Source organism: Paenirhizobium selenitireducens ATCC BAA-1503, from assembly GCF_900492185.1.
Classification (GTDB): Bacteria; Pseudomonadota; Alphaproteobacteria; order Rhizobiales; family Rhizobiaceae; genus Allorhizobium; species Allorhizobium selenitireducens_A.
The window spans coordinates 406,001-424,323 of the sequence record NZ_UEYP01000001.1 but is presented as its reverse complement, the minus strand read 5'-3'; the positions used below and the strand labels follow the sequence as shown (position 1 = coordinate 424,323).

Sequence of the window (18,323 nt, the reverse complement as noted above, 5' to 3'; positions counted from 1 at the left end):
CCGTTCCACGAAGAAGGCCTGTCCTTCTTGAGAGACAGCACCATGAAGCGCGTCCAGTTCTCCTCGCGATATCTTCCCTATCTGCTGCTCCTGCCGCAGTTCGCGATCATTTCGATCTTCTTCTACTGGCCGTCGGCCCAGGCGATCCACTCGTCCTTCTTCATCGAGGATCCCTTCGGCTTCGGCTCGGCCTTCGTCGGCCTCGACAACTACACCGATGCGCTGACGGCGCCGGAATACCAGAAGATCGCCCGCTTCACCGTAGCCTACAGTCTGATCGTCACCTTCCTGACGCTGTCGCTCGGCCTGCTGCTGGCCTTGAAGGCGGATGCCGTCATTCGCGGCCAATCCACCTACAAGACGCTGCTGATCGTCGTCTACGCCATCGCCCCGCCGGTCGCGGGCCTGATCGGCATGATGTTCTTCGACCAGCACATCGGCCCCTTCGTGCATTTCGTTGCGCTGTTCGGCTGGGACATGAAGGTCGGGATCAATTATTTCGACACGGCCTTCGCCATGATCGCCGTCGCGGTCTGGAACCAGATCCCCTATAACTTCATCTTCTTCCTCTCCGGCCTGCAGGGCATTCCGGCCTCGATCCGCGAGGCAGCGGCGATCGACTGCAAGTCGGGCACCCGCCGTTTCTGGACGGTCATCCTGCCGCTACTGACCCCCACGGCCTTCTTCCTGCTGGTCATCAACATGACCTATTCGCTGTTCGACACCTTCGGCGTGATCGACGTGATCGTGAAGGACAAGCCGGCCAACAACCCGATCACGCTGGTCTACAAGGTCTATCTCGACGGCTTCCGCGGCAACGACCTCGGCTCGTCCTCGGCCCAGTCGGTGATCCTGATGGTGATCGTGCTGGCGCTCACGCTGATCCAGTTCCGCTTCATCGAACGCCGCGTTCATTACGGTTGAGGGACGGATTGATGTATCGCACCAAGTTCTTCGACCACCTCATCCTGATCGCCGGCGTCATCCTGATGTTGGGGCCGCTGGTGGTGGCGTTCACCACCTCGACCCATACCGCGGCCGAAATCCACTCGAACGGCCTGATGCTGTCGATCGGCGGACACCTGGAAGAGACCTATGGCAAGGTACTCTTCCGCAAGGGCGGATTTACCGGCGAAGTCACGGGCATGACCATGGCGGTGAACTCGCTGATCCTCGGCCTCGGCTTTGCCATCGGCAAGATCGTCCTGTCGATGCTGGCGGCCTATGCCATCGTCTATTTCCGCTTCCGCTTCGCCACGCTCGCCTTCTGGCTGATCTTCACCACGCTGCTCCTGCCGCTCGAGGTACGCATCATGCCGTCCTACAAGGTGATGAGCGAGCTCGGCCTGCTGAACAGCCATGTCGGCCTGATCCTGCCGCTGCTGGCCTCGGCGACCGGTACCTTCTTCTTCCGGCAGTTCTTCAAGTCCGTGCCGGACGAACTGCTGGAGGCGGCCCGCATCGACGGCGCAGGCCCGGTGAAGTTCTTCATCGACGTGCTCGTGCCGCTGTCGCGCACCATGATCGCGGCGGTCTTCATCATCATGTTCGTCTATGGCTGGAACCAGTATCTCTGGCCCATGCTGATGACCACGGACGAGAGCTTCTACACGCTGATGCGCGGCATCAAGCAGATCCTGCAGGTCTGGGTCGGCTCGCAGATCCCCGACTACAACGAGGCTTTCGCCATGGCGGTGCTCGCCATGCTGCCGCCCGTCGTCGTCGTGGTGATCTTCCAGAGCTGGTTCATCAAGGGCCTGACCGAAAGCGACAAGTGAGAAAGGTAAACCCATGGCGTCCATTCTGATCGACCAGGTCTCGAAGATCTATGACGGCGGCGTGCACGCGGTCAAAGCCATCGACATCGCCATCGAGGACGGCGAATTCATCGTGCTCGTCGGACCGTCCGGCTGCGGCAAGTCGACCCTGCTGCGCATGGTGGCGGGGCTGGAGGCCATATCGCAAGGCACGGTCAGCATTGGCGGGCGCGTCGTCAACAATGTCGAGCCGGCCGAGCGCGACATCGCCATGGTGTTCCAGAACTATGCGCTCTATCCGCATATGAGCGTCTACGACAACCTCGCCTATGGCTTGAGGAACCGCAAGACGCCGAAGGCGGAGATCGAGGCGCGCGTCACCGAAGCGGCCCGCATGCTGGAGATCGAGCCCTATCTGAAGCGCAAGCCCAGGGCGCTGTCCGGCGGCCAGCGTCAGCGCGTCGCCATGGGCCGCGCCATCGTGCGCAAGCCGGCGGTCTTCCTGTTCGATGAGCCGCTGTCCAACCTCGACGCCAAGCTGCGCGTCACCATGCGCGGCGAGATCCGCAAGCTGCAGCGGCGGCTGGCCACCACGGCGATCTACGTGACCCACGACCAGTTGGAAGCGATGACGCTCGCCGACCGGCTGGTGGTGCTGAACGGCGGGACGATCGAGCAGATCGGTACACCGCTCGAGGTCTATCATCGTCCGGCCTCCACTTTCGTCGCGAGCTTCATCGGCGCGCCGGCGATGAATCTGCTGGATGGCGCGATCGAGGGCGACCGGCTGGTGATCGGCGACGTGTCGATGGCCTTCGGCGCTCAGCCAGGCACGACAGGTGCGGTCACTGTCGGCGTGCGTGCCGAAGACCTGACGCTGGCCGGCGAGGGTGACCAGCGCCTGCCGTTCAAGGTCGACTATGTCGAGGAACTCGGAGCGCACCGGCTGGTGCACGGGCATCTGTCTTCGCAGGCACTGACGGCCGTCGTACCGGTGGAAGCCGAGATCACCGAGGAACTGCAATTGACCGTCGCGCCCGAGCGCATCCACTTCTTCGCCAAGGAGACGGGACGGCGCATCGACAGGCCGGCTTCGCCTGCAGAAGGCGGCGCGGTCCGCTCGTACGCACGTGAGGCGAGTTTCGCCTGAGGTCCCCCTCGCGGGCTTGTTGGAGGGCAAGGCCGATCGTTACAATTTGAACGATCGGCAAAAGCGAAATGTAACTCCCCAATGCTATCTTTCCGTGCAGATGATCTAATCTGGGAACGGACATGGCTTTCAAACTCATGCTCGTCGGCATGGCCGGCACGCTGCTTGCTGTACCAAGAACCTTTCGCAACGAGGAAATGCCGCCGCTGGTTGCAGCCCATAGCAGCCATCTGGCGCTGAAGCCGGCACCCATCAATCCCGAATGGATCCTGCGCGGCACGCCGCTCGCCCGCGTCGGCGACCATTCGTCGAGCGCCGACGAGGCAAGTTCGACGGCTGTGTGGGATTGCACGGCGGGCGAATTTCGCTGGTTTTTCGGCTGGGACGAAACCGTTGTCATCCAGGAGGGCGAAGTCCACGTGACGGCGGAGGATGGGTCCGAGCGGCTGCTGAAGGTCGGCGACATCGCCTATTTCCGCGGCGGTACCTGGGCGACCTGGCGCGTCGATGACTATGTCCGCAAGATCGCCTTTGTCCGCAGGCCTTTCCCTGAACCGCTGGCCATGCTCTACCGCATTCGCAATGCCTTGCGGTCGCCGACCGCCAAGCGCATTCTCGGCTGAGCCGAGGTTCAGGAGAATTGATGGTCTGCGTCGTTGCCTTTGGCCGGGAGGCGGCCTAAATCTCGGTTGCTTTTGAACGAGGGGCAGGCCATGGCGAAGATCAAGAATATTGCGGTCCAGATGGATCATGTCGCGGGTATCGCGATCGCGGGGGATTCGACCTTCGCGATGAGCCTGGAAGCCCAGGCGCGCGGCTACAAGCTGTTCCACTACACGCCCGACCGGCTGTCCATGCGCGATGGCAAGATCATCGCCACCGTCGAGCCGATGGAACTGCGCGACGAGAAGGGCAACCACTTCACGCTGGGCGAGCCGGAACGGGTCGATCTCTCGACCATGGACGTGGTGCTCCTGCGCCAGGATCCGCCCTTCGACATGGCCTATATCACCTCCACCCATCTTCTGGAGCGTATCCATCCGAGGACGCTGGTGGTCAACGATCCGGCCTGGGTGCGCAATTCGCCGGAAAAGATATTCGTCACCGAATTTGCCGACCTGATGCCGCCGACCCTGATCACCCGGGACGTGACCGAGATTGCCCGCTTCCGCGAGGAGATGGGCGACATCATCCTGAAACCGCTCTACGGCAATGGCGGCGCCGGCGTGTTCCACTCGACGCGCGACGACCGCAACTTCACCTCGCTGATCGAGATGTTCCACCAGATGTTTCGCGAGCCCTTCATCGCCCAGGCCTATCTGCCGGCGGTACGCAAGGGCGACAAGCGCATCATTCTCGTCGACGGCGAGGCGGTGGGTGCGATCAACCGCGTGCCGGCCGAGACCGACAGCCGCTCCAACATGCATGTCGGCGGACGCGCCGAGGCCACCGAACTGACGGCGCGGGAAAAGGAAATCTGCGCCCGCATCGGTCCTGCGCTGAAGGAGCGTGGCTTCCTGCTGGTCGGCATCGACGTCATCGGCGACTACATGACCGAGATCAACGTGACCTCGCCCACCGGCATCCGCGAAGTCAAGAAGTTCGGTGGCGCCGATATTGCCGCCCTGCTGTGGGACGCGATCGAGAAGAAGCGGGCCTGAGGCCCGCTCTACTCCGCGTCTGATCCCCCTTCGTTCCATCTATACAACCGGATGCAACCGCATATCGAGTATAGCGCGAATTTGTTCCGCTAATGTTCTTGTTATCGATCGCGTTCTGTGCCAGATTGCAACTCGTGGCCCGCGCAAGATGTAGTTGCGTGGCGAGGACTGGCTTTTTGGGGGCGGGCAATGGTGGCGCGTGTCAGTACAGTCGCATTCCAGGGGATTGAAGGCGTTCCGGTCGATGTCCAGGTCATGGTGGCGCCGGGCAAGATCAACATGCACATCGTCGGACTTCCCGACAAGGCGGTGGCCGAGAGCCGCGAGCGGGTGCAGGCGGCCCTGCACGCCTCTGGCCTGGCACTGCCGCCCAAGAAGGTGACCGTCAATCTGGCGCCGGCCGATCTTCCCAAGGAGGGGTCGCATTTCGATCTGCCGATCGCGCTCGGCCTGATGGCGGCGCTTGGCGCAATCCCGGGCGATGCGCTGTCGGACTATGTGGTGATCGGCGAACTCAATCTCGACGGCACGATCGCCAATGTCGCCGGCGCGCTTCCGGCGGCGATCGGTGCCAATGCGCTCGGCAAGGGGCTGATCTGCCCGGCCGGCTGCGGGGCGGAGGCCGCCTGGGCCGGCGCCGAGATCGATATCCTGGCACCACGCAGCCTGATCGCGCTCGCCAACCATTTCCGCGGTACCCAGGTATTGACCAGGCCCGAGCCGGCGGTGCGCGCGCTGCCGTCCAACCTGCCGGACCTCGCCGACATCAAGGGCCAGGAAAGCGCCAAGCGGGCGCTCGAGGTGGCGGCCGCCGGCGGGCACAATCTCTTGATGGTCGGACCGCCGGGCTCGGGCAAGTCGATGCTGGCCGCGCGGCTCCCGTCGATCCTGCCGCCGCTTTCGGCCGCCGAACTGCTCGAAGTGTCGATGATCCACTCGATCGCCGGACAGCTCTCGGGCGGAAAGCTGTCCGATCGCCGTCCGGTTCGCACGCCGCATCATTCAGCGACAATGGCGGCGCTGGTCGGCGGCGGGTTGCGCGCCCGGCCGGGCGAGGCCTCGCTTGCCCATCGCGGCGTGCTCTTCCTCGACGAACTGCCGGAATTCGCTCCGCCGGTGCTGGATGCACTTCGCCAGCCATTGGAGACCGGCGAATGTATCATTGCGCGCGCCAATCACCGGGTTTCCTATCCCGCCGAGTTCCAGTTGGTGGCGGCGATGAATCCGTGCCGCTGCGGCATGGCCGGCGAGCCGGGGCACACCTGCGCGCGGGGGCCCCGCTGCGTTTCCGACTATCAGGGGCGGATCTCCGGCCCGCTGATGGACCGCATCGACATCCGCATCGATGTGCCGGCGGTCTCGGCTGCCGACCTCATCCGGCCGATGGCCGCAGAGAGAAGTGCTGACGTCGCCCGCCGGGTGGCGCTGGCCCGCGACATGCAGCGCGAACGGTTCGAGGCGGCGGGTATAGGCGGCGTGACGACCAATGCCCGATGCTCCACGGCGCTGATCGAGAAGCTCGCGGAGCCCGATCCGGCCGGCCTGCAATTGCTGCGCGACGCGGCCGACAAGTTCAAGTTCTCCGCCCGCGGCTATCACCGGGTGCTGAAGGTGGCGCGCACGCTCGCCGATCTCGACGGAGCGCCGCTGCTCGGTCGCATCCATCTTGCCGAGGCAATCTCCTACCGCATCGCCTCGGAACGGCTGTCGGCCGCGGCGTGAAGGAGAGGGCCAGATGGACAGGGCGAGGGCCGGGAGCATTCCAGGGGTGAGGCGGCGACTGGGGGAAGGGGTCGCAAACGGCGCGCTTGACTTGGCCGAAGAGGGCTTGAGCGTTGATGAGGCGGGGCGGAGTTCGGCTGTCTGCCGGTCGGGGTGGCGGCTGCGTCGGAAACGGTAGGAGGTGGTGAAGGGGGGGGGCCGCAAGGCGGACAGGGCGAGTGCTGGTGACCTTCGCGCGGGGCTGCTGTACCGGTCATTTAAGCGGAGCGCGAGAGGCCCGGTTCAGGCCGAAACGAAAGAAGGGCGCCGCCGGGCGCCCTTCGGGAGATGGGTTGGTAAAGCGATTACGCTTATTCGCCAAGGCCGGCAAAAAGTGCGGTCGAGAGATAACGCTCGGCAAAGGAGGGTATGATCACGACGATGGTCTTGCCGGCATTTTCCGCGCGTTGGCCAACCTTGATCGCGGCCGTGAGAGCCGCGCCCGAAGAGATGCCGACCGGTACGCCTTCGAGGCGGGCGACGAGGCGGGCTGTCTCGAAGGCTTCGTCATTGGTGACGGTGACGATCTCGTCATAGACATGGGTGTCGAGGATCTTCGGCGCGAAGCCGGCGCCGATGCCCTGGATCTTGTGCGGACCGGGATTGCCGCCGGACAGAACCGGGCTGTCGGCCGGCTCGACGGCGATGACCTTGACCCCGGGCTTCTTCGCCTTCAGCACCTGGCCGACACCGGTGATCGTGCCGCCCGTGCCGATGCCGGAAACGAAGATGTCGACGCCGCCATCCGTGTCGTTCCAGATTTCCTCGGCCGTCGTCTTGCGATGGATTTCCGGGTTGGCCGGGTTTTCGAACTGCTGCGGGATGATGGCGTCGGGGAGCGTAGCCGCCAGTTCCTCGGCCTTGGCAATCGCACCCTTCATGCCCTTCGGACCTTCGGTCACAACGAGTTCGGCGCCGAGCAGGGCCAGCATCTTGCGCCGCTCGATCGACATGGTCTCGGGCATGGTGAGGATCAGCTTGTAGCCCTTGGCCGCGGCGGCAAAGGCCAGCGCAATACCGGTATTGCCGGAGGTCGGCTCGATCAGGGTGGTCTTGCCGGGGGTGATCTTGCCCTGGGCTTCCAGGCTCTCGATCATCGCGACGCCGATACGGTCCTTGACGGAGGCGATCGGGTTGAAGAATTCCAGCTTGGCCAGCAGGTGGGCCTTCACGCCCTTTTCCTTCGCCAGCTTGTCGAGGCGCACGATCGGGGTGTCGCCGATAGTTTGCGTGATCGAGTCATAGACGCGGCCGCGGCCCGGTTTCTTGGTGTCGGACATGGTGGATCTCCCTTTGGATCTGCTTTGACGGGCACAATAGGGCGAAAGCCGGCCACTCGCCAGAACCCTTCGCCTAGGCGTGCTCGTTTGATTGGAAAAATAGCGCCTCCGGCGCCACTGCCGGCGAAATTTCGTTCAGGCGCGCTCGGCGATATAGGCGGCGGTGCCCGCAAGAATGCTGGCCGCCGAGCGGTTCAGGGCCTTCAGCGAGTTCGGCTTTTTCAGGAGTGTCCGGGCCTGCGAGGCGAGCAGGATATAGGGAATGAGCACGGCGATGAGCACGACGAACGTAATGCCGACGAGGGCGGCGTAATCGCTCGGGCCGATGGCTTCGAGCGGGATCAGGGTGGGCACGAGGGCCACGTAGAACAGCATGGTCTTCGGATTGCCGAGCGTGACGAGCAGGCCGGAGAGAAAGGACAGGCCGATATGGGTCGAGCGCTTGGCTTCGATGTCCTGCGCGATCAGCCCGGTCGTCCAGAGCTTCCAGGCGATGTAGACGAGATAGAGGGCGCCCAGATATTTGATGATCAGGAATGGCGTGGTGAAGGTCTGCGCCACCAGCGCAAGGCCGAGGATGACGGCGGTCAGATAGCAGAGATCGCCGAGGATCAGGCCGAGCCCCATGAAGAAGGTCGGACGGAAACCGGAGCCGAGCGCCCGCGCCACGATCGCCGTCATGCCGGGGCCGGGAATGGCGGCGGCAACGAAAAGCGCGCCGCTATAGGCGAGAAGCGTGGTGGGCGTCATGGGGACCTCCGTGAATGACGCATTGCTAGCGCCGCGCAGCCGAACTTGCAATGGTGACAAGATCGCCGTTGCGGCGGGCCGAGGGCCTGGCTTAGGTCGTGGGCGACAAACGCCAGCCGAGGCCTCGCCCCATGCCCTCCTCTTCGTCCCTGATAGCCTTCGCCTTCATCTGCCTCGGCATGGTGCTGACGCCCGGGCCGAACATGATCTATCTGGTGTCGCGCTCCATCTGCCAGGGCCCGGCCGCCGGCCTCGTCTCGCTCGGCGGCGTGGCGCTCGGCTTCGTCTTCTACATGCTGATGTCGGCGCTCGGCATCACGGTGCTGGTGATGGCCGTGCCCTTTGCCTATGACGCGCTGAAATTTGCCGGTGCCGCCTATCTTCTCTGGCTTGCCTGGCAGGCGGTGCGGCCGGGCGGGCGTTCGCCCTTCCAGGTGCGCGACCTGCCGAAGGACAGCCCGCGAAAGCTCTTCATGATGGGGCTGGTCACCAATCTCTTGAACCCCAAGGCCGCGGTCCTCTATTTGTCGCTGCTGCCGCAATTCGTCGATCCGGCGCTCGGCAGCGTGCTCCTGCAATCGGTGGTGCTCGGCGCCAGCCAGATCGCCATCAGCGTCACCGTCAATGCGATGATCGCGCTGATGGCCGGTTCGATCGCGCTTTTCCTCGCCGGCCGGCCCTTCTGGATGGTGGTGCAGCGCTGGCTGATGGGCACTGTTCTCGCCGGGCTGGCCGTCCGCATGGCGACCGAAGCGCAGCGCTAGGATCATGCAACGGTTGGCGGTGGAACACGCCAATCGGTCAGGCATCTGCCCCGGATGGTCGGGAGGAGTGCGCTTCAGACCCCCGTCGAGCCAAAGCCGCCGGCTCCGCGCATTGTTTCTGATGCGTCGGAGACTTCCGACACGCGCGCCTGCACCACCGGCGCGATTACCATCTGGGCGATCCGCATGCCGCGGCTGATTTCGAACGGCTCGTGCCCGAGATTGACCAGCAGCACCTTCACCTCGCCGCGATAGTCGCTGTCGATCGTGCCCGGCGTGTTGAGGCAGGTGACGCCGTTCTTGAAGGCGAGGCCGGAGCGGGGGCGGATCTGCGCCTCGAAACCTTCCGGGATCTCGAAGACGAAGCCGGTCGGCACCAGCGTTCGATCGCCCGGCGAAAGAACAAGCGGCTCGCCTTCGGCGACGGCGGCCCTCAGATCCATGCCGGCGGCCCCCGCCGTCTCATAGGTCGGCAGGGCCATGTCGTGCCCGTGCGCCAGGCGAACAAGGTTGAGCATGGGGCCGAGAACATCGCGCATGACGGTCATCCTTCCTTGCGGGGGGGGGGCGTTCCGCTTCCCAATTGCATATTCGACCCCGACTCGCTAGATAACCGGCCAACAAAAGGAATTTCACTTCATGGCCGAAACGCTTGCAGAGGCGGTCTCCCGTCGCCGCACCTTCGCTATTATTGCCCACCCGGACGCCGGCAAGACGACGCTCACCGAAAAGCTCCTGCTGTTCGGTGGCGCCATTCAGCTTGCCGGTGAGGTCAAGGCCAAGAAGGATCGCATCCAGACCCGTTCGGACTGGATGAAGATTGAGCGCGAGCGCGGCATCTCGGTCGTCACCTCGGTGATGACCTTCGAATATGACGGCAACGTCTTCAACATTCTCGATACGCCCGGCCACGAAGACTTCGCCGACGACACCTATCGCACGCTGACAGCGGTCGATGCCGCCGTCATGGTCATCGATGCGGCCAAGGGTATCGAGCCGCGGACGCTGAAGCTGTTCGAGGTCTGCCGCATGCGCGACATCCCGATCATCACCTTCATCAACAAGATGGACCGCGAAAGCCGCGATCCCTTCGAGATCCTCGACGAGGTCGAGGAGAAGCTGGCGCTCGACACCGCGCCGGTGACCTGGCCGGTCGGCCGCTCGAAGTCCTTCTGCGGTTCCTACAATCTGGTGGAAAACACCTTCCGCGGTTCCGACAAGCAGGTCGAGGGCCTGCCGGTCAACAGCCCGGCCAATGTCGCCGAGCAGCTGCCGGAAAACGAACGCTTAGCCTTCATCGAAGAACTGGAACTGGCCCAGGAGGCCTGCCGACCCTTCGATCGCCAGGCCTTCCTCGAAGGCCACATGACCCCGGTCTTCTTCGGTTCGGCGCTGAAGAACTTCGGTGTGCGCGATCTGATCAATGCGCTCGGCGACATCGCCCCGCCGCCGCGTGACCAGGTTGCCGACATCCGTACGGTCCATGCCAATGAAGACAAGATGACGGCCTTCGTCTTCAAGATCCAGGCCAACATGGACCCGAACCACCGCGACCGCATCGCCTTTGCCCGCATCTGCTCCGGCAAGCTGGAGCGCGGCATGAAGGTCAGGCTCGCCCGCACCGGCAAGCAGATCGGCCTGACGGCGCCGCAGTTTTTCTTCGCCTCGCAGCGCCAGCTCGCCGACACCGCCTTTGCTGGCGACGTGGTCGGTATTCCGAACCACGGGACGCTCCGCATCGGCGATACGCTGACCGAAGGCGAGCCGCTGGTCTTCCAGGGCGTGCCGAACTTCTCGCCGGAAATCCTGCGCCGCGTTCGTCTTGAGGATGCGATGAAGGCCAAGAAGCTGAAGGAAGCGCTCCAGCAGATGGCCGAAGAGGGCGTCGTGCAGCTGTTTTCGCCGGAAGACGGCTCGCCGGCGATCGTCGGCGTGGTCGGCGCGCTGCAGCTCGACGTGCTGAAGGAGCGCCTGCAGGGCGAATACGGCCTGCCGGTCTCGTTCGAAATGTCGCGCTTCTCCGTCTGCCGCTGGATCTCGTCCGACCAGCCGGGCGAACTGGAAAAGTTCATGACGGCGCGCCGCGGCGACATCTGCCGGGATCTGGACGGCGATCCGGTGTTCATGGCGCAGGACGGTTTTTCCTTGCGCTACGAGAGCGAACGTTATCCGGCGATCAAGATGGCCGCGATCAAGGAATATCACGCCGTCAAGGCGGCGTGATCGTCCGCTCCGCAGGGCGGCGTCTTGCCCGCCCTCGATATACCGCAGCATGACGCCCGGGCGTGAACCCGGGCTTCGCCGCGGATGAAGGCCGGTCAGATCGCCCGGACGATCTGCATATGGCCCGTCGAATCGACGTGCACGACCAGGCCCTCGTAAGACGCGATCGTCGGGTGCGGGGTTTCCATGGGATGGCCATGGGTAGCGGTGACCACCATCACGTCCGATCCGGCGGCCTCGGCCGCCAGAACACCCGCCATCACATCCTCGAAGACGAGGCAGCGGGCCGGGTCGGCGCCGATATGCCGGGCACCGAGCCGATAGCCGGCGGGATCCGGCTTGCCGATCGCGACATCCTCGGCGGTGACGATCTTCGGCGGCTGCGGCAGGCCGGCGGCCTCGATGCGGGCGCGGGCGAGCGCAACCGGCGCCGAGGTGACGATCGACCAGCGGTCGGACGGGAGCGCGTTCAGGAAATCGATCGCGCCGGGCAGGGCCACCACGCCCTCGACATCCTCGATCTCGCCGCGTTCGATGACCAGCGCTTCGGCTTCCACGTCGACGCCCGGCAGGCCCAGTCCACGAATGGTGTCGATGCCGCGCTTGCCGTGCATGGTCGGCAGGAAGGCCTCGACATCGAGCCCGTGGCGGGCCGCCCATCGTCCCCACACGCGTTCGGCGGCAGCGATGGAATTCAGCAGCGTTCCGTCCATGTCGAACAGGAAGCCGGCATAACGCTTGTCATAGACCGTGTGTCGGGCGGTGCTCAATCGGAAGATCCTTGGAGAGGGAAAGGCGGGCGGAAAACCGGGATAGCCGGTTTTGGCCGCTGCGGCAAACGGTTGCGCTGCGTTTGTGTCCACGCCGACGGAGCGAGCCCAGGACGATCTGGGAGGTCACGTGCGGATCGCAGTCACTCCACCCGGACCAGTTCGCCGGCCGCATTGAGCGCATATTCGAAGGTGAACCATTTCTCGATCTCGCTGCCGGTCTCGATGCGGAAGGCGGCGATCAGCCGCTTGCCGTTGGTCTTGACGTAGACCGTGCCATAGACGGTGACGTTCGAGCGGCCGAGCGTCCAGATGTCGTTGATGATCCTGTCGCGCAGCGCCTTGTCCGGCCTGTCGTGCAGCTTGAGCACGGCGCTCTGCAGCGATTGAACCAGCTTCTCGTCTTCGGCCTCGCGCACCGAGCGCTGCAATTCGGTCGAGAGAATGACCGGTGCGTCGCCGCGGCCGCGTTTGCCGAGCCGTCCAAGCAGGTCCGGCCGCGGATGGATGTGCCCCTCCTCGTCCCCTGATGAGATGACGAAGGCAGCCGGGTTGACCGCATCGAGAAACGCATCCGTCACCTTCTCCGAGCCGTGGTGGCAGACCTTCATCAGGTCCGAGCGCAGCCGGGCGGACGCTTTCGCGATCATCGCGTCATAGGCCGGCGTGCCGATCTTCGGGAACCTGGCCTCCCCGCCATAGTGGCAGAGCAGGTATTTCTCCGCCTTCTCGTTCAGGTCGCCGCCGAACAGGATTTTGAAGTCGCCATAATGCAGGCGCAGGATGACGGAATGGCCGTTCTTCGTCTCGCCGTAGTCGCCGAGCACGCGCAGGCGGTCCTTGCCCGCCGCGTCCGGTTCGGGCACCGGTCCGAGCACCTCGATGCTGAAGCCCCGCTGGTCAGCCGGCGCAAAGCCGGGCAGCCAGCCGCGTCCGTCTTCCTGCGTCCCGTGGCGGGCCGACAGCATGGCGAAGTCGCCGATATTGGGATTGTCCAGCGCATGCTTCATCGTCTGGGCGAAGGCCTGCCGCTCGTTTGCCCCGACGGTGCCGAAATGCCGTTCCATGTCGGCGCGCGACATTGCCAGATCGCCGACATAGCTGATGCCGGTCGCGGCATCCTTCACCTTGCCCCCAAGCTTGTCGAACCCGTCCCCGCCGACGCGCTCCACCAGACCGTTCTGGTAGACTGTTTCGAAGCCAAAATTCCGCCAGGCGAAGATTGGCTCGAAGCCGCCATAATGGTCGATGTCCGGATGGGTGATGATCGCGGCGCGGAACTTGAAGCTGGTATTGTAGGAGCGGAAGCGTTTGAGCAGGAATTCGTACATGTGCTCCGAGACGCCGGCGTCGATGACGACGACGGCCTCGCCAAGGTCCTCTTCCGGCGCGATCAGCACGGCGCCGTCGCCCTGGCCGACGTCGAGAAAGACGATCTCCAGCGGCCGTTCGTCTGTCGTATGGTCCTTGGCGATGTAGAGCGTCTCGGGATTCGTGCCGGTCGGGCTCCACAGCACTTCCAGCCAGCCATCCGGCTGCTCCGAGGTGACCTGCAGCCAGTCTCCCCATAGAACCTGGCGTTTCCTTGTTTTGCGGTTGGCAGCGTAGAGATAGGTTTTCGCGGTCCTTCCCCGCGCATCCTTCGGCAAACCGACGAAACGATGATCCATGCCATTCGCCTCCATCAGGGATAGGTCACCATAACGCAAGCCGCGGTCTCTGACGAGACTGGGAGTCCAGAATTCGCGCAATACGGGTATTGGTCCCATGTAGCGCCATTATGAACCGACCAGGGAGGTGACAACCGCTTCGGCGGCGTCTAAAACAGGTCCCATTGAGAGACAGGGGCGTTCGTCGCAAGGCGGGCTGAGAAGTACCCTTTGAACCTGAACCAGATAATGCTGGCGGAGGGAGTCGCTCGGGGCCTTTTCGCCGTTCGCGCGCCATCTGTCCCCTTGCACTTGCCCCGCTCGAAAGGGGCAAGATGACCAAGACCGAAACACCCGGAACCCTGCTGGCCGAAATGCGGAACGCGGCACCGCTCGTCCAGTGCATCACCAACTATGTGGCGATGAACGTCGCCGCCAATGTGCTTCTCGCAACTGGCGCCTCGCCCGCCATGGTGCATGCGGAGGAAGAGGCCGGCGAATTTGCCGGCTTTGCCGGTGCGCTCACCGTCAATATCGGCACCTTGTCGCCGGCCTGGGTGGCCGGCATGAAGGCGGCGATCGGTGGCGCCGTGGCGGCCCGTCGTCCCTGGGTGCTCGATCCCGTCGCCCATTTCGCTACCGCCTTTCGCCGCAAGGCGACCGCCGATCTGCTCGCGCTTGGGCCGACCATCGTGCGCGGCAACGCCTCGGAGATCATCGCCCTTGCCGGTGGGGTGAGCAGCGCGAAGGGCGTCGACAGCCGCGATCCGGTCGAAGAGGCGGAGGAAGCGGCGCGGCGTCTGGCGGGAACGCAGCGCTGCATCGTCGCCGTCACCGGCGTCACCGACTTCGTCACCGATGGCCGGCGGGCGGCCAGGATCGAAGGCGGATCGCCGCTGATGCCGAAGGTGACGGCGCTGGGTTGCTCGCTCACCTGCCTCGTCGGCGCCTATGCCGCGATCCGCCCGGACGATCCCTTCGACGCGACGGTGGCCGCCCTTGCCCATTTCGCCGTGGCCGGCGAGCAGGCGGGCAAGGAGGCGCAAGGGTCAGGCAGTTTTTCCGTACGCTTCCTCGACCTCCTGGCCGAGGTCGGCGGCGCCGTGCTCGACAACCGCGCCCGGGTGGTGCGGCTGTGAAGCGCTTCGACCTCTCCCTCTATCTGGTCCTCGATCCGGATCTTTGCCGGCCGCTCGGCATGGTCGAGACCGCCCGGCTGGCCGTCGCCGGCGGCGTGACCATGGTGCAGCTGCGCGACAAGAATGCCTCATCGGGTCAGATGATCGAAACCGGCCGGGCGCTGAAGACCGCACTTTCCGGCACCGGTGTGCCGCTGATCGTCAACGACGATGTCGAGGCTGCGATCGCCATCGGAGCCGACGGCCTGCATGTCGGCCAGGACGACAGGGACGCGCAGACGGCGCGCGGCCTGATCGGGCCGGACATGATCCTCGGGCTCTCGGTCGAAACCGAGGCACTGGCGGCGGCCGTCGACCCGACTGTCGTCGACTATATCGGGGCCGGACCCGTCTTTGCCACCCAGACCAAGCCCGGCCACAAGCCGCCGGTCGGCCTGGAGGGGCTTGCCCGGCTGGTCGCCGCGACCTCGCTGCCGGCCGTCGCCATCGGCGGCCTGAAGACCGGCCATGTCGAGGCAGTCCTCGGGGCAGGCGCTCGGGGTCTCGCCGTCGTCTCCGCGATCTGCGGACAGCCGGACCCGCAGGTGGCAGCCCACCAACTCTCCGAAGCCATCCGAAAGGCACGATCATGATCCGCAACGTCTTGTCCATCGCCGGCTCAGACCCCTCGGGTGGCGCCGGCATCCAGGCCGACCTCAAGGCGTTCTCCGCCCGCGGCGTTTACGGTATGGCGGCGCTCACCGCGCTGACGGCCCAGAACACGCAAGGGGTTTCCGCCGTCCATGCCGTGCCCCCCGATTTCGTCGCCGAGCAGATCCGCATGGTCTTGGCCGATGTGCGGGTCGATGCGGTGAAGATCGGCATGATCGCCAATGCCGGGATCGCCGAGGCGGTCACCGCCGCACTCGAGCCGCATCGCGTCATGCCGATCGTGCTCGATCCGGTCATGGTCGCCAAGGGCGGCGCTTCGCTGCTCGATCCGCGCGCGGTCGAAGCGCTGACGACTCGCCTTCTGCCGCTCGCCACCCTGATCACGCCCAACCTGCCGGAAGCGGCCGCCCTCCTGGGCGAGCCGGAAGCGATGGACCGGGAGACCATGGAGGCGCAGGCGCTCAGGCTTCGCGCGCTCGGGCCGGCCGCGGTGCTGGTCAAGGGCGGCCATCTCGGCGGGACGGAGAGCCCCGACGTGCTGGTTTCCAAAGCCGGCACGTGCTGGTTCGAGGCGCCGCGCATCCAGACGAAGAATACCCATGGCACGGGCTGCTCACTGTCGAGCGCCATTGCCGCCGAGCTCGCCAAGGGTTCCGCACCGGCCGAGGCGGTCGCCGTGGCCAAGGCCTGGCTCGCCGGTGCGGTTGTCGCAGCCGGAGATCTCTCCGTCGGCACCGGCCACGGCCCCATTCATCATTTTCACGCGCTCTGGAACACGGAAGGAAACACCCTTTGAGCCTGCCACTGAACGAACAGACGGTCCTCGTCACTGGTGCCGGCCGCGGCCTTGGGGCCGCGATTGCCGCCGCCTTTGCCCGCGAAGGGGCAAGCGTCGCGGTCAATTACCGCAACAGCGGCAAGGCGGCCGAGAATCTGGCCTCGTGTCTCGGTGGCAAGGCGTCGGCCTTCGGCGCCGATGTCCGCGACGGCGAAGCAGTGGCGCAGATGGTGGCTAATGTAAAAGTGCGTCTCGGCGCCCCGACCACCATCGTCCACAACGCGCTCGCCGACTTCTCCTTCAACGGCGATGCGCGCTCGAAGCTCGATGCGCTGACCTGGGACGAGATCGCCGCCCATATGGAGACCGGCGTGAAGGGGGCCTTGAACCTGATACAGGCGGCGGCACCTTCCATGCGCGAGCGCGGCTTTGGTCGGATCGTGCTGATCGGCACCAACCTCTTCCAGAACCCGGTCGTGCCTTACCATGACTACACGGCCGCGAAAGCTGCCCTGCTGTCCTTGACGCGGACGGCCGCCGCTGAACTCGGGCCTTTCGGGATCACGGTCAACATGGTGTCGGGCGGGCTACTGCGCACGACCGATGCCAGCAGCGCGACGCCGGAGGCAGTGTTCGACCTGATCGCCGGCTCGACGCCGCTGCGCCGGGTGACGACGCCGGAGGAGATGGCCGATGCAGTGCTGTTCTTCGCCAGCCCTTGGTCACGCGCGGTGACCGGCCAAAACCTCATCGTCGACGGTGGGCTGGTGTTCAATTGAACGGACGGCTTACGGCATCTTGGATGCGAGGGTGATCTCTTCGCCATCGACGGAAAATGTGCCGTAGCCCTTGTGATGCAGGGTCTTCGGCGCAACCTGTTTCGGGTCGTGCCAGGCCCTCACCACATCGAGTACGAACAGGTTGTGGCGCTCGACGAAGTCCCGGTCCACGACCCTGCATTCGAGATTGGCGAAGCATTCGCCGATCAGCGGGGCCGAAACCTCTTCGGCCGGCAGCGCGGTCAGGCCGATCTCGGCGAACTTGTCGGTGTCGCGGCCGGAACAGTTGCCGATCGCCACGACCTTTTCGGCCAGGTCTGCCGAGGGAATGGCGATCACGCATTCGCCGGTTTTGGAAAGCGCGGTAAAGCTGTGATCGGCGGAACTGACGATGCAGCCGATGCGCGGTGGCGTGAATTCCATCATCATGTGCCAGGACATGGTCATGACGTTCGGCTTTCCGCCGAAGGCCGTCGTCAGCAGCACCACGGGACCGGGCTCGATCAATTGGTAGACCTTGTCGAGGGAGAGGGGTTTCACGCGTTATCCTCCTTCGGTACCTTGCCGCGGCGATAGCTTTCCAGCCAGGCGCGATAGGCCTCCGCATCGCCATATTCGAGGAATTTCTCGAAATGGGGGTGCGGGTCGGCGGCGCGCGTCGCGTGCTTGATGGGGCACCAGAATCGCTCCGTCCGCCCGGCGATCTCGCGCGCATAGGCGATCACGCCATTGGCATAGCCGCAATAGACGCAGTTGAGTTTCTCCAGCCCGTTGAGATAAGCGAGGTGGTGGCGATCGATGACGACGTAGTCGCCCCGTTTCACCCGGTCGATGCCGTAGACCCGGAAACAGATCTGCTGGTAGATCGCCACCGAAAGGTCGAGCAGGACCAGCGGAACGATCAGGCCGTAGATCAGCGGCGCGGTCAGCAGATAGGCGAAGTGTCCCCGCGTGAGGTAGCGCCACAGGCCTGTGCGATATTTCGCCTGCCAATCGCGCATGTCCTTCTCGAAACGGACCTTGCCCCGCTCCAGTTCATAGCGGAAGCGTTCGCGCTGGATCTCGATGCGGCGGTCGAGTTCGGCTTCGAACTCCTGCTGCGCGGCGCGCAGGCGTTCTCTCAACTCGTCCAATGCGGTATTTGCCATCTGTACCCCGTTGCGGCCGCAAAATGCCTTGCCATGCTTTGCGAGCCTAGGCCTTGGCAAAGG

19 protein-coding genes and 1 riboswitch are annotated in these 18,323 nt (G+C 64.7%); of the genes, 12 read left to right on the top strand and 7 right to left on the bottom strand.

The window, feature by feature from the left end:
- The first annotated feature begins 42 nt into the window (after nucleotides 1-42).
- From RHIZ70P_RS02025 to RHIZ70P_RS02000, 6 genes are all read left to right on the top strand, one after another.
- Nucleotides 43-924 carry an ABC transporter permease subunit gene (locus RHIZ70P_RS02025; RefSeq protein WP_115668700.1) on the top strand — a complete coding sequence of 294 codons (882 nt, stop codon included), beginning with the start codon at nucleotides 43-45 and terminating at the stop codon, nucleotides 922-924.
- Between the two features lie 11 nt (nucleotides 925-935).
- Nucleotides 936-1,778: a sn-glycerol-3-phosphate ABC transporter permease UgpE gene (gene ugpE, locus RHIZ70P_RS02020; protein ID WP_115668699.1), complete on the top strand. Its 843-nt coding sequence runs from the start codon at nucleotides 936-938 to the stop codon at nucleotides 1,776-1,778.
- A gap of 13 nt (nucleotides 1,779-1,791) precedes the next feature.
- Nucleotides 1,792-2,907: a sn-glycerol-3-phosphate import ATP-binding protein UgpC gene (locus RHIZ70P_RS02015; RefSeq protein WP_115668698.1), complete on the top strand. Its 1,116-nt coding sequence runs from the start codon at nucleotides 1,792-1,794 to the stop codon at nucleotides 2,905-2,907.
- A 122-nt stretch (nucleotides 2,908-3,029) separates the two neighbouring features.
- On the top strand, nucleotides 3,030-3,530 hold the full coding sequence (locus RHIZ70P_RS02010; RefSeq protein ID WP_115668697.1) for a cupin domain-containing protein: 501 nt from the start codon (nucleotides 3,030-3,032) through the stop codon (nucleotides 3,528-3,530).
- Between the two features lie 90 nt (nucleotides 3,531-3,620).
- Nucleotides 3,621-4,568: a glutathione synthase gene (gshB, locus tag RHIZ70P_RS02005; RefSeq protein ID WP_115668696.1), complete on the top strand. Its 948-nt coding sequence runs from the start codon at nucleotides 3,621-3,623 to the stop codon at nucleotides 4,566-4,568.
- 189 nt (nucleotides 4,569-4,757) lie between these two features.
- Nucleotides 4,758-6,290 carry a YifB family Mg chelatase-like AAA ATPase gene (locus RHIZ70P_RS02000; protein ID WP_115668695.1) on the top strand — a complete coding sequence of 511 codons (1,533 nt, stop codon included), beginning with the start codon at nucleotides 4,758-4,760 and terminating at the stop codon, nucleotides 6,288-6,290.
- A 350-nt stretch (nucleotides 6,291-6,640) separates the two neighbouring features.
- On the opposite strand, the gene cysK is transcribed toward RHIZ70P_RS02000, so the two are convergent.
- Together cysK and RHIZ70P_RS01990 are read right to left on the bottom strand one after the other, a co-directional pair.
- Nucleotides 6,641-7,609 (bottom strand): cysteine synthase A, encoded by a 969-nt coding sequence (gene cysK, locus RHIZ70P_RS01995; RefSeq protein WP_115668694.1) that lies wholly within the window; start codon nucleotides 7,607-7,609, stop codon nucleotides 6,641-6,643.
- 135 nt (nucleotides 7,610-7,744) lie between these two features.
- Nucleotides 7,745-8,359 carry a LysE family translocator gene (locus RHIZ70P_RS01990; protein WP_115668693.1) on the bottom strand — a complete coding sequence of 205 codons (615 nt, stop codon included), beginning with the start codon at nucleotides 8,357-8,359 and terminating at the stop codon, nucleotides 7,745-7,747.
- A 131-nt stretch (nucleotides 8,360-8,490) separates the two neighbouring features.
- Here RHIZ70P_RS01990 and RHIZ70P_RS01985 point away from each other — a divergent pair, with 131 nt between their 5' ends.
- Nucleotides 8,491-9,123, top strand: coding sequence for a LysE family translocator (locus tag RHIZ70P_RS01985; protein ID WP_115668692.1), 633 nt, complete (start codon nucleotides 8,491-8,493; stop codon nucleotides 9,121-9,123).
- Between the two features lie 74 nt (nucleotides 9,124-9,197).
- On the opposite strand, the gene dut is transcribed toward RHIZ70P_RS01985, so the two are convergent.
- A complete protein-coding gene (gene dut, locus RHIZ70P_RS01980) occupies nucleotides 9,198-9,671 on the bottom strand; it encodes a dUTP diphosphatase (protein WP_115668691.1) in 474 nt (157 codons plus the stop codon).
- A gap of 91 nt (nucleotides 9,672-9,762) precedes the next feature.
- Here dut and RHIZ70P_RS01975 point away from each other — a divergent pair, with 91 nt between their 5' ends.
- Nucleotides 9,763-11,346 carry a peptide chain release factor 3 gene (locus RHIZ70P_RS01975; protein WP_115668690.1) on the top strand — a complete coding sequence of 528 codons (1,584 nt, stop codon included), beginning with the start codon at nucleotides 9,763-9,765 and terminating at the stop codon, nucleotides 11,344-11,346.
- Nucleotides 11,347-11,441: 95 nt separating this feature from the next.
- Here the strand turns inward: RHIZ70P_RS01975 and RHIZ70P_RS01970 are convergent, their stop codons facing one another.
- Complete coding sequence (locus RHIZ70P_RS01970) at nucleotides 11,442-12,116, bottom strand: HAD-IA family hydrolase (RefSeq protein WP_328588163.1); 675 nt, start codon at nucleotides 12,114-12,116, stop codon at nucleotides 11,442-11,444.
- A 143-nt stretch (nucleotides 12,117-12,259) separates the two neighbouring features.
- Nucleotides 12,260-13,786: a ComEC/Rec2 family competence protein gene (locus RHIZ70P_RS01965; protein ID WP_181903920.1), complete on the bottom strand. Its 1,527-nt coding sequence runs from the start codon at nucleotides 13,784-13,786 to the stop codon at nucleotides 12,260-12,262.
- Between the two features lie 163 nt (nucleotides 13,787-13,949).
- A riboswitch (TPP riboswitch) is annotated at nucleotides 13,950-14,046 on the top strand.
- 54 nt (nucleotides 14,047-14,100) lie between these two features.
- On the opposite strand from RHIZ70P_RS01965, the gene thiM reads away from it, so the two are divergent.
- The 4 genes from thiM to RHIZ70P_RS01945 are packed head-to-tail and all read left to right on the top strand — an operon-like array spanning nucleotide 14,101 to nucleotide 17,112.
- A complete protein-coding gene (thiM, locus tag RHIZ70P_RS01960; protein WP_115669037.1) occupies nucleotides 14,101-14,904 on the top strand; it encodes a hydroxyethylthiazole kinase in 804 nt (267 codons plus the stop codon).
- Entirely contained in the window at nucleotides 14,901-15,536 is a 636-nt protein-coding gene (gene thiE / locus RHIZ70P_RS01955; protein ID WP_115668688.1) for a thiamine phosphate synthase, read from the top strand. The genes thiM and thiE overlap by 4 nt, the downstream gene beginning before the upstream one ends.
- The gene (thiD, locus tag RHIZ70P_RS01950; protein WP_115668687.1) at nucleotides 15,533-16,351 is read left to right on the top strand and encodes a bifunctional hydroxymethylpyrimidine kinase/phosphomethylpyrimidine kinase; all 819 of its coding nucleotides are present in this window, start codon (nucleotides 15,533-15,535) and stop codon (nucleotides 16,349-16,351) included. Before thiE ends, thiD begins: the two co-directional genes overlap by 4 nt.
- Nucleotides 16,348-17,112, top strand: a complete 765-nt coding sequence (locus RHIZ70P_RS01945; protein ID WP_115668686.1) for a 3-oxoacyl-ACP reductase — start codon at nucleotides 16,348-16,350, stop codon at nucleotides 17,110-17,112. Before thiD ends, RHIZ70P_RS01945 begins: the two co-directional genes overlap by 4 nt.
- Before the next feature lie 9 nt (nucleotides 17,113-17,121).
- On the opposite strand, the gene RHIZ70P_RS01940 is transcribed toward RHIZ70P_RS01945, so the two are convergent.
- Nucleotides 17,122-17,652: a flavin reductase family protein gene (locus RHIZ70P_RS01940; RefSeq protein WP_115668685.1), complete on the bottom strand. Its 531-nt coding sequence runs from the start codon at nucleotides 17,650-17,652 to the stop codon at nucleotides 17,122-17,124.
- Nucleotides 17,649-18,260, bottom strand: coding sequence for a hypothetical protein (locus tag RHIZ70P_RS01935; RefSeq protein WP_115668684.1), 612 nt, complete (start codon nucleotides 18,258-18,260; stop codon nucleotides 17,649-17,651). Before RHIZ70P_RS01935 ends, RHIZ70P_RS01940 begins: the two co-directional genes overlap by 4 nt.
- Between the last annotated feature and the right edge of the window lie 63 nt (nucleotides 18,261-18,323).